Origin of the sequence: Catenovulum sp. SX2, assembly GCF_052056295.1 — a bacterium.
Taxonomy (GTDB): domain Bacteria; phylum Pseudomonadota; class Gammaproteobacteria; order Enterobacterales; family Alteromonadaceae; genus Catenovulum.
This window is the reverse complement of record NZ_CP182493.1, coordinates 3,137,466-3,150,129: the sequence shown is the minus strand read 5'-3', so window position 1 is coordinate 3,150,129 and position 12,664 is coordinate 3,137,466. Positions and strand designations below refer to the sequence as shown.

The following is a 12,664-nucleotide window of genomic DNA, read 5'->3' as shown; positions in this document are numbered from 1 at the left end:
ATATTGTGATGGTTTTAACTTAAGCCTCGGATTTATGGCGCATGTTTTGCTGCTTTAAGTGTTGAGTATTGCTTTTTTTGCAATGTAGAACCTAAAATTTAGCTAAGTTTAGCTAAGCTAGGTAAGTAAATATGCAAGTTAACATGCACGAAGCAAAATCTCAGTTATCAAAATTAGGTGAAGCTGCATGGAGTGGTGAATCAGTTATTATTGCTAAATCAGGCAAACCTTACCTTGAATTGGTGCCGCATAAGACTGTTTTAAAAGAGCGTAAACCAGGCCGTTATAAAGACCAAATCAAACTAAATCCTTCTTTCAATAATGAATCTAAAGAGTTGAACGATCTTTTTGAGGCCGACTTATGAAACGTATTCTGTTAGATACGCATGCACTTTTGTGGTGGCTGACAGATGACCAAAACTTAGGTGTTAAAGCTAGGGAAATTATCGCAGACCCACGCAATCAAGTATTTGTCAGCACTGCTTCTACTTGGGAAATTTCAATTAAACGCGCTTTAGGTAAACTTAAAGCGCCTGAAGATATGGACAGTTTAATTGAAGATGAGGGCTTTTTGCCACTGCCAATTAGTTTGTACCATGGCGATCAAGCGGGTTTATTGCCCGAACACCACAAAGATCCATTTGATAGAATGTTAATAGCTCAAGCCCAAGCTGAAGGTTTAACAATTATTACTTGCGATGAAAAATTTCCGCCGTATAAAATTAGGTTAATCGACGCGGGTAACTAATTACAAACCGAGCGCAACTGCTCCAATATTTCGTCCATGGTTTGCATTGTATTTAACGTAAACTGGTGGGTTACTACATCGCTTTGTATTTTGCCTTCTTTAATACATTTTTCTGCTTCAGCTATTTCGTATTCAAAGCCATTTACGGCAAATGGTAGTTGCAGTGTTTGTTTGCTGTTGTCTTCGTTGGTGTATAGGGTTATTTCTTCGCTTTCCCAAAACATATTGCTTATTTCTATCCGGCCTTCACTGCCGTAGATATGTAGGTTGTTTTCGGTTTTACACACTAGGTTGGTGTTAAATTGGGCAAATTTGTTGTTGCTATAGCTAAGGTTGGCCATGCTGGTTAAGTCGACCCCAGTTTCACCTATTGTGCCCATTGCTTGTATGTTTTGTGCTTTTTCTTGCATAAACCATTGGGCGGTTGCTACGCAATATACGCCTCTGTCTAATAGTGCGCCACCTGCTAGGTTTGGATTAAGGTTTCTGTCTTCTGGGTCGTCTTTAGGTATATTAAAACCGAAAGTTGAGCGAATTAATTGTATGTCACCAATTTTGCCTTCAGCTATCCATTTATTCGCTTGCAAATATACAGGTAAATATAGCGACCACATGGCTTCCATTAAAAAGGTGTTATTTGCGTTAGCTAATTCAATTAGCTCTGCCGTTTGTGCAGCGGTAACTGTTAATGGTTTTTCACACAAAACTGGCTTTTTAGCTTTAAGGCAGCTTTTTACTAGTTCAAAATGAAAATTATGCGGAGTGGCTATGTAAACAGCGTCTATTTGTTCATCGTTTATTAAATCTTGGTAGTTTGTATAAACTTTTTCGCCGCCGTATTTTTTTGCAAATTCTTCACCACGTTGTTGGCTACGACAACCAACTGCGTATAGGCTACCGACAAAATCAGCAGCAAGTGCACCGGCGAATCTATTAGCGATTTGTCCTGGGCCGATAATGCCCCACTTAAAATTTGTCATGGTTAAACTTGCTCCGTAGCCTGCGGTTGATAGTTTTTCTTGCGTAAAAAATACCCTACTACTGCGCAAATACTGATTAAATAACAAAGGTAAACGAACCAATCACCATATTTTCTATATACAGTTTGATGCTGAATAATTGGTAATAAGTAGGTTAATACGTGTTGCTCAAATTGTGGTGCTTGCGCTGATATTCTGCCTGTTGCATTTATAATTGCAGAAATACCTGTATTGGTCGCACGCACTATCGGAATACCGAGTTCTAGCGCTCGCATACGCGCGATTTCTAAATGTTGATGTGGGCCGTGTGAATTGCCAAACCAAGCATCGTTACTGACGGTTAAAATGAAATCTGTCTGCTCGGTTAAATTGTCTCTAATTTGTGTTGGAAAGAGAATTTCGTAACAAATGGCTGGGGTGATATGAAAACCTTTAGCAACCAGATCGTGCTGAACATAGTCGCCACGGGTAAAAGAAGAAAAAGGTAAATCAAATATCGGCGACAGTTGACGTAACCAATCTTCAAAAGGGACAAATTCGCCTATCGGCAATAAATGATGTTTGTTGTATCTATTATCGTGGCCGTGAAAATAGCTCGCATCACCGGCTTCGCTTTGCTGTTGCCCCACAACAATCAAACTATTATAAAACGCGCCAGAATATGGCCGGTAGTCAATAATACCTGTCACTATTGCTGTATTGGTATAATTGGCGGCTTTGTCTAAGTTTGCTAGAAACTCTTGTGCGTTCGGCTCTATTGCCGGTATAGCTGCTTCAGGCCAGATTACGATATCAGTTTTTGAATAATGTGGCCGGCTAATATCTTGATATTTGAGCATGGTCGGCAATAAATATTCAGGCTGCCAACGATTTTCCTGCGCTATGTTGCCTTGCACTAATGCTAGGTTAATTAATTTGGTAGAGCGTGGCAGCTGGTTTATCGGTGGCTGCAGAACCGGAGAATCAGCAATTCTAAGTATGTGTTGGCTGGTTGCAGTTATCGTGGTTAATAACATTGCAATTGCAACCGTTTGAGTGCCACTGACCTTTCGAATTATGCTAAATACAGCGGGCAATAAACTCATTGCGACAACAACTAAAGTTACGCCTGTTTCACCAATTAACGGTGCGAGTTTTCCCCACATGGTGTGAAATTGACTGTAGCCAACCGACAACCACGGAAAACCGGTTAATACAAAGCTGCGCAGCCATTCAAACAAACACCAAAAAGCGGGCAATAACCATAATGCATATAAGCTGTAGCGCATTAGGTAGCGAGTTATGGTCAAGGCGGCGGTAAAATAGATAGATAAATAGGCTGCAAGCAGCAAAATCATCGCGACAGAGCCAAGCATAGGCACGCCGCCGTGTTGGTCTAAACTTACGTATATCCAACTTAAGCCAAAACCAAACCAACCTAACGAAAAACTGAAAGCATATACTGCGGCCATTTTGGTTGAGGCGGTCAGGCAGGCCCAAATCACTCCTGGTAATATTAAAAATATCATCCAAGAAAATGAAAAAGGCGCAAATGTTAAAGTGCCGAGGCCACCTGCTACAAACAGCAGTAAACTTTGGCATTTAGCATCTAGTTGCATTAAGCAGTGGCTTCCTTGTTTTCTGCATTGTCGCGTGGCATGGTCATTTGTAGCTGGTTGATACGGCGTCCGTCGCAGCTAACTACTTTAAAGTTATAACCATTTACTTCTATCGCCTCACCTTTAGTTGGTAAGTGACCAAATGCTTGTATAACTAATCCGCCTATTGTGTCTACGTCTTCTGCTTGCCATTGTGTTTTGAAAAAGTCGTTAAATTCTTCAATTTCAGTTAACGCATTCACAGCATAAACATAGCTGGTGACTTTGCGAATATCTTCTGGCTCTTGAACGTCGTGTTCGTCTTCAATTTCGCCAACAATGAGTTCTAATATATCTTCAATGGTGACAAGGCCCGACACGCTGCCAAATTCGTCGACCACTATTGCCATATGGTATCTTTCTTTACGAAAGTCTTTAAGCAGTATGTCTAATCGTTTGCTCTCTGGAATAACAACAGCTGGACGCAATAGTTCATTAAAGGTGAAATTTTCAAAACCATTGTGGTAAACGTAGGCTAGTAGGTCTTTGGCAAGTAGTATGCCTTCAACATGATCTTTGTCTTCGCATATAACCGGAAAGCGGCTGTGCGCAGATTCAATCATGATAGGGAGGAATTCTTCTACAGGTTGTGATCTTTCAATGGTAACCATGTGCGATCTTGGGATCATCACATCACGAACACGCATTTCAGCAATGTCCATAACACCTTCGATCATTTCCTTGGTGTCGTTATCTATTAAAGAACGCTCGGCGGCTTCTTCAAAAACTTCCTGTAATTCTTCACGGCTTCGCGGTTCTCCTGCAAACATTTGTCCTAGTTTATCTAACCAAGACTTGCCAGAAGAACCGTTGCTAGAGTGAGGATTGTCTTCGCTCATGTTAGCTTTTTTCTCATTCTGTTAGGGATCAATAGTTTCGTCACTTTTGTACGGGTCGTCAAACCCTAATTGCGACAAAATTCGTCTTTCTAAATTTTCCATTGTTTCGGCTTCTTCGTCTTCTATATGGTCGTAACCTAATAAATGCAAGCAGCCGTGTATAACCATGTGTGCCCAGTGGGCTGTTAGTGGCTTATTTTGTTCTTCGGCTTCGCGCCTAACAACTTGAGCACAAATCACTAAATCACCAATTAATGGCAATTCAATTCCCGGCGGGTTTTCAAATGGAAATGATAATACATTGGTTGGTTTATTTTTGTGTCTGTAGGTATTGTTTAGATCTTGGCTTTCGTCTTCGTTGACTAAACGAATAGACATTTCGGTTAATGCATCACCGCGCTCAACCAAAGCTGCCTGCGCCCATTTAACAAAGTTGGACTCAGGTGGGATATCCCCTTCGCAGGCTATTTGTAAATCTAGATCTAACATTATCCTAGAGACATCAAGCGTCATTGTCTTTTTTCGCTTTTTGTTCGCGCTGTTTTATTTCGTCCCAGCGCTCGTATGCATCAACAACTCTTTGCACAACTGGGTGACGCACTACGTCATGTGAACGGAAAAAGTTAAAGCTGATGTCTTCAACCCCTTCTAAAACTTCAATTGCATGGCGTAAGCCAGATTTTTGCCCACGTGGTAAATCAACTTGGGTGATGTCACCTGTGATCACAGCTTTTGAGTTAAAACCAATACGGGTTAAGAACATTTTCATTTGTTCTACAGTGGTGTTTTGGCTTTCGTCCAAAATAATAAAGGCATCGTTTAAGGTACGACCACGCATATAAGCTAGTGGTGCTATTTCGATAACGCTGCGCTCAATTAAACGCTCTACTTTTTCAAAACCAAGCATTTCAAACAAGGCGTCGTAAAGTGGCCTTAGATATGGGTCGACTTTTTGGCTTAAATCACCCGGTAAAAAGCCGAGTTTTTCACCGGCTTCAACTGCGGGGCGAGTTAATAAGATACGGCGCACTTCTTGGCGCTCGAGTGCATCTACCGCACAGGCAACGGCTAAATATGTTTTACCTGTACCAGCAGGGCCAACACCAAAACAAATATCGTTAGTCAGTACATTATGAACGTATTTACTTTGGTTTGGATTACGCGGTTTAATTACCCCACGTTTGGTTTTGATAAAACTTTCTTTACCAATTTCGTCGTCATCACTTGATTGTTCAAGCACTTTAAGCGATTGAATAGCAAGGTGAACTTGTTCTGAGTCAAGTTCACTGGCTTTGCCTTTTACAATTTGTGTTTCTACGTATAAGTCACGTAATAAACCTGCAACAGGCACCACCACATCTTTTTTGCCAGTTATTTTAAATTGGTTGTCACGGTAGGTAATTTCTACCCCTAAACGACGTTCAATTTGTTTGATGTTATCGTCAAACGGGCCACACAAACTTGCTAAACGAAAGCTGTCGGCTGGTTCTAAAAATACTTCGATTGATTCTAACTGGCTACTCAAGAGTTATCCTTTTATTTGTTTGTTCAATTACAGGCTTGGGTTAAATACACCCACACCTGTTTCGTCTACTGCTACTTGTTTTTTCGCTAAAATTTCAGCTGGTGCAGTAGCAACACGTAAACCCATTTCTTCTTCCGAACGAATAAATTCGCCGCGTAATGAGTTTGACCACACGTCAACTATCTTCACATCAACAAATTTACCGATACAAGTGTGTGGACCTTCAAAGTTAACCACTCGATTATTTTCAGTACGGCCACAAAGCTCCATTGGATTCTTTTTCGATGGGCCTTCTACTAAAATTCTTTGTTCGGTATTTAACATGCCTCGGGCAATTTGTAATGATTGCTGATTAATACGTTGCTGTAATAAGTATAGACGTTCTTTCTTTTCTTCTTCGGTAACATCGTCAGGTAAATCTGCTGCAGGTGTACCAGGGCGTGCACTGTAGATAAAGCTAAAGCTCATATCAAAACCTATGCTGGCAATTAAGTCCATTGTTGCTTTGAAGTCTTCTTTGCTTTCACCGGGGAAACCGATAATAAAGTCGGACGACATGCTTAAGTTAGGGCGAATTTTCTTAAGCTTGCGAATTTTTGACTTGTATTCAATTGCAGTATGACCACGTTTCATTAAGTTTAAGATGTGATCAGAGCCTGATTGCACTGGCAAGTGCAAGTGGTCGACTAATTCTGGTAAGTCTTTATAAACTTCTATAATGTCGTCGGTAAATTCTACTGGGTGTGATGTTGTGTAACGAATACGGTCGATACCATCGATAGATGCAACTAAACGCAATAACTCAGAAAAGTGGCAAATGCTGCCATCAAAGTTTTCACCACGGAATGCGTTTACGTTTTGGCCTAGTAGGTTTACTTCACGTACACCTTGTTCTGCTAACTGGGCAATTTCGTATAATACATCATCCACTGGTCGTGATACTTCATCACCACGAGTGTAAGGCACTACGCAGAATGTGCAGTATTTAGAACAACCTTCCATTATAGATACAAAAGCAGTTGGCCCTTCAGCACGCGGCTCTGGCAAACGATCGAACTTTTCAATTTCTGGAAAGCTTACGTCGACGACAGACTTATCACCCGCTTTGATTTGGTTAATCATTTCTGGCAAGCGGTGTAAGGTTTGTGGACCAAATACCATATCAACATATGGTGCGCGCTGGCGAATTGCTTTACCTTCTTGCGAAGCTACACAACCACCAACACCTATAACCAACTCAGGATTTTTGTCTTTTAGCTCTTTCCAACGACCTAATTGGTGGAACACTTTTTCTTGTGCTTTTTCACGGATTGAACATGTGTTTAGGAGGATCACATCTGCGTCTTCTGCTTCTTCAGCAAGTGTGTATCCGTGGGTTGAGTCTAATAGATCCGCCATTTTTTGCGAATCGTATTCGTTCATCTGACAACCCCAAGTTTTAATAAATAGCTTTTTGCCCATTTAAATATCGCCCAAAATTTAACCAACGGGAAAAATGACCGCGTATTGTACCCAGTTTGCTTGGCTTAAACCATAGTTTAAGCCTGAAAATTGCTCGATTAATGCCTATCCTATGATTCGTAAGGATAAATCGAGTGCTTTGATGTGTTTTGACAGTGCACCGCTTGAGATAAAATCGACTCCTGGCTGCGCGTAACTTGCGATAGTTTCTAAGGTGATGTCGCCAGATACTTCAATTTTCGCCGGTGTTTGGTGATTTTGGTTTATTTCCACGGCAGCAGGAATGTCAGCTGGCGCGTAGTTATCCAACATAATAATATCTGCACCTGCGTTTAATGCTTGTAGCAGCTCGTTGTTGTTTTCAACTTCTACTTCAACCGGTTTACCCGGCGCTATAACTTTTGCTTGTTTAACTGCATTTTCAATCGAGCCTGCCGCCGCTATATGATTCTCTTTTATTAAAAACGCATCATATAAACCGACTCTGTGGTTTTTACCACCACCACAAGTTGTTGCGTATTTTTGCGCAAGCCTTAAACCCGGAATGGTTTTACGTGTATCCAACAAGTTTGTTTGGGTATGTGCAATTTTACTCACATATTCGTGGGTAATAGTTGCTGTTGACGACAAGGTTTGCACAAAGTTTAGCGCCGTTCTCTCGCCAGTTAAGATAGCACGTGCAGAGCCAGTTAAGATGAAAAGTGGCTGATTTTTACCAACTTCGTCGCCATCTTCGACTAAAAACTCTATTTCAACCGGTTGATTTATTTGTTTAAAAGTTTCGAGCACCCATGCTTTTCCACAAAATATTGCATCTTCACGGCTAATAACCTGAGCTTTTGCTTGTTGCTCGGCTGGAATTAATTGCGCTGTGATGTCATTACTGGCATCTGTGCCATTTAGATCTTCAAATAGTGCCAGTGCGACCATTTGTTCTATGTTTGTTTGCAAGTTTTGCGGTAACTGTGAGGTCATGGGTGTTCTTTGTTTGCTCGAAATGCGGGGATTATATCTGTTGTGGAGTGTAATGTGCAATCAAGCCACCATATAACGAACATGGTGGTGTTTGAAAAGTCGCAGCAAGACTAGTGCAATATGCTCAAAATCATTAAGCCATAACTTTCGCAAAAACGCTGTGAATACTTCCATGTACGCTTCGCTTTTTCATCCCTGAAAAAGAGATTTTGCTCTAAGTTATCGCCTTAATGCTTTTTCTGTAATTGTTGATCGCAAAAGTGAAGTATTTAAATATCAAACGATAATTACATAAAGGTATATAGGCTTGTGGAAGCGTTTCCTACAACTGTGCCATAGAACGTCAAGCTGGTTGCGAAATTTTTTGCAAAATCGCTGCAAGGCCATCCATGGCCCGCTCTCAAACGGTATCCCTACCGATTGGAAGTTTTGCAAAAAACACTCCCAACCACCTTTCCTTAGCAATTGTTTTGCTGCAAACATGTGCAGCTATGCGACCAAAAGTCTGAGAATAGATTAGCGCCGTAGAGATAAAGAAGATTGATGGAAATGTTGTGAGCAAAACTTCAAAAGATAGGGATATCTTTTGCGAGCGACCCAAGGATGGGCTCGAAGCGTTTTTGCGAACAATATTCCATCAAGCTTCGATATATAGCACGAAACTTCCAGCTGTTTTGAGAAACATCTCGAACTAGCTCAACTTTCTATGCCTCAAAATTAGCAGCGCCTTAACTACAGTGCAATAAAGTCAACTTGAAGCATAGTTTTATCAGACATTCTGGTTTCGGCTCAAATATTTCAGTAAAAAATACTTGCTCTTCTTCCAATTTAAAACGATAGTAAAATTAGAAACGCAATGACGCGACATAAAACCAACCTGCCATATTTCAGCTAAGTCTGAAAAAGCTGAATACGGTTCATAAAAAAGCATCAAGGGGGTCTGATGAGCAACGACCAAATGACCAAGATATACGTACTCGACACCAACATACTGCTACACGAACCTTTCGCCTTTCTCAATTTCCAAGAACATGACGTCTATATCCCAATGATTGTGCTTGAAGAGCTCGACGCAATTAAAGACCGGAAAAAAGACGTTAGCCGCGACGCACGTATTGCTATTCGCGCGTTGGAAGAAGCATTAAAAGACGCCACACCAGAGGAAATAGCCGAAGGTGTGCCGATGAAAAGGTATCAAAGTGAACATGGTTCAACCGGACGCTTGGCCATTTATCCAGACCACCTACTCAAAAACGAACGGGTTACTTTACCTGGCCCCGAAAATGACAACACAATCATCAACGCTGCATTGCATTTGCAAAAAGATAAATTTCCGCAACCCGTTATCTTAGTGACAAAAGATATCAACATGCGCCTGAAAGCCAAAGGTGCAGGTATGGAACGTGTTGAAGATTACCGCACCGACCAATTAATTTCAGATCTTAAATACTTAAGTACAGGTTATGCTGAAATTGAAGGTGAGTTTTGGTCAAAAGTAAAAAGTTGCGATAGTGAAACCGAAGGCAGAGAAGCAATTCACACAGTTGAACGTTCCGCGCTTCCTTCAACCATTTTTATCAACCAATATATTTTTGATGAAGCAAAAAGCTTTGCGGGTAAGGTGATAGAGCACAATGATAGCCAGGTAAAACTTAAAGACCTTGGTTACGAACGTTTAATGGGTCGTCATGCTTGGGGCATTTCGCCGAAAAACTTCCATCAAGCCATGGCGTTAGATGCCCTGTTAGATACCAACATTGATTTATGCTTGTTAACCGGCCCTGCAGGTAGTGGTAAAACTTTATTAGCCTTGGCTGCCGCTTTAGAAATGGTGGTGGAGAAAGGCATTTACGAAAAAATAATAGTAACCCGCAACACGCCTGAGATTGCTGAATCCATTGGTTTTTTACCGGGTACTGAAGAAGAGAAAATGGCACCTTGGTTAGGGGCGATTAGCGATTCTTTAGACTTTTTGCATCGCCACGACGAGTGTCGCGAAGGCAGCACACGTTATATTATTGAGAAAGCGAATATTCAATTTAAGTCGGTTAACTTTATGCGTGGCCGTAGTATTCAAAAGTCGATTGTTATTTTGGACGAGTGCCAAAATATGACATCGTCTCAGTTAAAAACCATTATTACTCGTGCGGGTGAAGGCACTAAGTTAATTTGCTGCGGTAACTTGGCACAAATTGACAGTAATTATTTGAGTCCTCTAACCTCTGGTTTAACTTATATAGTTGAGCGATTTAAAGACTTTGAAGGCAGCGCGACTGTGCATATTGCAGGTGTTATGCGTTCTAGGTTAGCGTCGTTTGCGGAGAAAAATTTGTAGCGCTTGGAATAGATTGCGTTGCGCTCAGTGCAAACAAGCGCACGCGAAGCATGGTTTTCTAAAAACGCTTTAAACCCATCCATGGGCCGCTCGCACAAGATATCCATATCTTGTGAAGTTTTAGAAAACCAGCATTCGCGTACACTTTTATTTAGCTCATCTATCGCTACTTGAAAATGCAGACGACAGATTAAATATCACGCAATTCCATACCAGGAAAGTGCTAGGGCATTAACTTAGAGCAAAATTTCTTTTTCAGGTTCGCCCCTGAAAAGGACGTTCTGCTTTGGTAAATCTAATCACAGTCCTCAACCAATAAGTCGCTTTTGAGCCCGCTTTTATTAAGCATTGGCATTGCTTCGATGCCGCTAATAGCAACAAATATGTTTAGGAAAGGTGATCGTAAATGTTTTTTGCAAAACGTCCAATCGGTAGGGATACCGTTTGAGAGCGGGCCATGGATGGCCTCGAAGCGATTTTGCAAAAAATATTGCGAGCACCTTGACCTTCTATGCCCCGCTTTTCCAGCGAAAAAGCCCTATTCTGCTTCTTTAATTGCCGCTAGCCGAACTTTTGCATCATCAGCTATTTTACGCTTCTCATCGTCCGATAAAAAAATCCAATCAGTGCGCTCATCTTTAGTACGACCACAGCCTTTACACACATCATCTTCATTCAATTGGCAATAACCAATACACGGATTTTTAACTGCATTAATATTAGAAAAATCGAACTGACTCATAAATTTAGCAACAACCTGATTAAAATTAATAGATTAACTTTAAGTTAGTAAAAATATACCTATACTTACACTATAGGTTTATTCTAAAGGAAACTTGTATGGTAATCGACAAAGCAGATGCGCTAGAAAGATTAGCAGGTAACGAACAACTATTTGTGATGTTGGTAAATAAATTTACCGACCAATATAAAAATTCAGCAGAAGAAGTCACAACACTCGTTTCGTCAGGGCAATTAAAAGATGCAGCAGTATTAGTGCATTCGATTAAAGGCGCAGCTGGCAATTTGAGTATGGTGGAACTGTACAATCATGCAAAAGTTCTCGAGACGGAGTTACGAGCAGACAATTTAGACACAGAAGCTTTAGTTATAGAATTTAACAATGCGCTGCAAAAAGTAATTGAAGAAACATCTTCTTGGTAAATTATGTACGTAGATGACAACATAGCGACAGGTAAAAACCGTCCTTGTATATTGGTTGTTGACGACCAAGAAATCAATTCTCATATATTACAATCCGCGCTTTCACAGTTGTACGAAGTATTTACCGCTTCTGATGGATACCAAGCATTAGAAGTGCTCAATAAGTATCATCAACTAATAGACTTGGTATTGCTGGATATTCAAATGCCTAATATAGATGGCTACCAAGTTTTGTTAGAAATTAGACAAAGTGACCATTTAAAAAACATCCCTGTTATTTTTATTACCGGTAAAGATTCAGCTGAAGACGAAGCAAAAGGTTTAGAGCTTGGCGCTATGGATTATATTCCTAAACCATTCAATATGTCGGTTGTACATGCGCGTATTCGAAACCAGATCTCGTTGAAGAAAAAGTCAGCTCTATTAGAAAAGCTCGCCTTGCTTGACGGCTTAACAGAAATCCCTAACCGACGAAATTACGACGAAACTTTTGTCCAAGAGTGGCGACGCGCTGCGCGCGCTGAGAGTCCAATTTCGTTAATCATGTTAGATATCGATTATTTCAAACAATATAACGATCACTATGGTCACAGTTTAGGCGATCAAACGTTAAAGGCCGTGGCTAAATGTTTATCTGATCAAGTAATGCGTAGTGGCGATCATGTCGCACGCTATGGTGGTGAAGAATTTGCGATCATCTTGCCGAATACAGAATTGCGAGCTGCATCTAGCGTTGCAGAAAAAATTCGTAATGCAATTATTCAGTTAGCTATACCACACGAATTTAGTACAGCAGCTGATTTCATTACCGTAAGTTTGGGAGTTTCCTCAACCATTCCAACTATTTCAGATTCTTACACTGTATTGCAAGAATTTGCTGATCAACAATTATACAAAGCGAAACAAGCTGGCCGGAATAGAGTTGTTGCTGAGAATATGGCTAAAAGTTAATGCGTGGTAATTTATTATTACCACGCACTTTTTTACACCAATTATAGGT

General features: G+C 40.7%; 13 protein-coding genes. 5 read left to right on the top strand and 8 right to left on the bottom strand.

The window, feature by feature from the left end; genetic code table 11:
- Positions 1-131 precede the first annotated feature (131 nt).
- The gene (locus tag ACMZOO_RS13100; protein WP_440903783.1) at positions 132-365 is read left to right on the top strand and encodes a type II toxin-antitoxin system Phd/YefM family antitoxin; all 234 of its coding nucleotides are present in this window, start codon (positions 132-134) and stop codon (positions 363-365) included.
- Positions 362-748: a type II toxin-antitoxin system VapC family toxin gene (locus tag ACMZOO_RS13095; protein WP_440903782.1), complete on the top strand. Its 387-nt coding sequence runs from the start codon at positions 362-364 to the stop codon at positions 746-748. Before ACMZOO_RS13100 ends, ACMZOO_RS13095 begins: the two co-directional genes overlap by 4 nt.
- Here ACMZOO_RS13095 and ACMZOO_RS13090 read toward each other — a convergent pair.
- The 7 genes from ACMZOO_RS13090 to nadC all read right to left on the bottom strand — a co-directional run bounded on the left by ACMZOO_RS13090 (position 745) and on the right by nadC (position 8,165).
- Positions 745-1,728 carry a Gfo/Idh/MocA family protein gene (locus ACMZOO_RS13090; RefSeq protein WP_440903781.1) on the bottom strand — a complete coding sequence of 328 codons (984 nt, stop codon included), beginning with the start codon at positions 1,726-1,728 and terminating at the stop codon, positions 745-747. The two genes, ACMZOO_RS13095 and ACMZOO_RS13090, sit on opposite strands and share 4 nt — an antisense overlap.
- Before the next feature lie 2 nt (positions 1,729-1,730).
- The gene (gene lnt / locus ACMZOO_RS13085; protein ID WP_440903780.1) at positions 1,731-3,326 is read right to left on the bottom strand and encodes an apolipoprotein N-acyltransferase; all 1,596 of its coding nucleotides are present in this window, start codon (positions 3,324-3,326) and stop codon (positions 1,731-1,733) included.
- Positions 3,326-4,204: a CNNM family magnesium/cobalt transport protein CorC gene (gene corC, locus ACMZOO_RS13080; RefSeq protein ID WP_440903779.1), complete on the bottom strand. Its 879-nt coding sequence runs from the start codon at positions 4,202-4,204 to the stop codon at positions 3,326-3,328. The genes lnt and corC overlap by 1 nt, the downstream gene beginning before the upstream one ends.
- Positions 4,205-4,225: 21 nt before the next feature.
- Complete coding sequence (ybeY, locus tag ACMZOO_RS13075; RefSeq protein ID WP_440903778.1) at positions 4,226-4,717, bottom strand: rRNA maturation RNase YbeY; 492 nt, start codon at positions 4,715-4,717, stop codon at positions 4,226-4,228.
- Entirely contained in the window at positions 4,707-5,729 is a 1,023-nt protein-coding gene (locus ACMZOO_RS13070) for a PhoH family protein (protein WP_440903777.1), read from the bottom strand. Before ACMZOO_RS13070 ends, ybeY begins: the two co-directional genes overlap by 11 nt.
- Before the next feature lie 27 nt (positions 5,730-5,756).
- Positions 5,757-7,190: a tRNA (N6-isopentenyl adenosine(37)-C2)-methylthiotransferase MiaB gene (gene miaB / locus ACMZOO_RS13065; protein ID WP_016953987.1), complete on the bottom strand. Its 1,434-nt coding sequence runs from the start codon at positions 7,188-7,190 to the stop codon at positions 5,757-5,759.
- Between the two features lie 105 nt (positions 7,191-7,295).
- Entirely contained in the window at positions 7,296-8,165 is an 870-nt protein-coding gene (nadC, locus tag ACMZOO_RS13060; protein ID WP_440903776.1) for a carboxylating nicotinate-nucleotide diphosphorylase, read from the bottom strand.
- Positions 8,166-9,108: 943 nt separating this feature from the next.
- On the opposite strand from nadC, the gene ACMZOO_RS13055 reads away from it, so the two are divergent.
- Entirely contained in the window at positions 9,109-10,500 is a 1,392-nt protein-coding gene (locus ACMZOO_RS13055; protein ID WP_440903775.1) for a PhoH family protein, read from the top strand.
- Between the two features lie 538 nt (positions 10,501-11,038).
- Here ACMZOO_RS13055 and ACMZOO_RS13050 read toward each other — a convergent pair.
- Positions 11,039-11,242: a DUF1289 domain-containing protein gene (locus tag ACMZOO_RS13050; RefSeq protein WP_440903774.1), complete on the bottom strand. Its 204-nt coding sequence runs from the start codon at positions 11,240-11,242 to the stop codon at positions 11,039-11,041.
- 98 nt (positions 11,243-11,340) lie between these two features.
- Here ACMZOO_RS13050 and ACMZOO_RS13045 point away from each other — a divergent pair, with 98 nt between their 5' ends.
- A complete protein-coding gene (locus ACMZOO_RS13045; RefSeq protein ID WP_440903773.1) occupies positions 11,341-11,664 on the top strand; it encodes an Hpt domain-containing protein in 324 nt (107 codons plus the stop codon).
- A 3-nt stretch (positions 11,665-11,667) separates the two neighbouring features.
- Positions 11,668-12,615: a diguanylate cyclase gene (locus ACMZOO_RS13040; protein ID WP_440903772.1), complete on the top strand. Its 948-nt coding sequence runs from the start codon at positions 11,668-11,670 to the stop codon at positions 12,613-12,615.
- Positions 12,616-12,664 lie beyond the last annotated feature (49 nt).

Coding starts and splice junctions, on each gene's coding strand:
- ACMZOO_RS13100 (WP_440903783.1), top strand. CDS start 132: ATGCAAGTTAACATGCACGAAGCAAAATCTCAGTTATCAAAATTAGGT.
- ACMZOO_RS13095 (WP_440903782.1), top strand. CDS start 362: ATGAAACGTATTCTGTTAGATACGCATGCACTTTTGTGGTGGCTGACA.
- ACMZOO_RS13090 (WP_440903781.1), bottom strand. CDS start 1,728: ATGACAAATTTTAAGTGGGGCATTATCGGCCCAGGACAAATCGCTAAT.
- lnt (WP_440903780.1), bottom strand. CDS start 3,326: ATGCAACTAGATGCTAAATGCCAAAGTTTACTGCTGTTTGTAGCAGGT.
- corC (WP_440903779.1), bottom strand. CDS start 4,204: ATGAGCGAAGACAATCCTCACTCTAGCAACGGTTCTTCTGGCAAGTCT.
- ybeY (WP_440903778.1), bottom strand. CDS start 4,717: ATGACGCTTGATGTCTCTAGGATAATGTTAGATCTAGATTTACAAATA.
- miaB (WP_016953987.1), bottom strand. CDS start 7,190: ATGGGCAAAAAGCTATTTATTAAAACTTGGGGTTGTCAGATGAACGAA.
- nadC (WP_440903776.1), bottom strand. CDS start 8,165: ATGACCTCACAGTTACCGCAAAACTTGCAAACAAACATAGAACAAATG.
- ACMZOO_RS13055 (WP_440903775.1), top strand. CDS start 9,109: ATGAGCAACGACCAAATGACCAAGATATACGTACTCGACACCAACATA.
- ACMZOO_RS13050 (WP_440903774.1), bottom strand. CDS start 11,242: ATGAGTCAGTTCGATTTTTCTAATATTAATGCAGTTAAAAATCCGTGT.
- ACMZOO_RS13045 (WP_440903773.1), top strand. CDS start 11,341: ATGGTAATCGACAAAGCAGATGCGCTAGAAAGATTAGCAGGTAACGAA.
- ACMZOO_RS13040 (WP_440903772.1), top strand. CDS start 11,668: ATGTACGTAGATGACAACATAGCGACAGGTAAAAACCGTCCTTGTATA.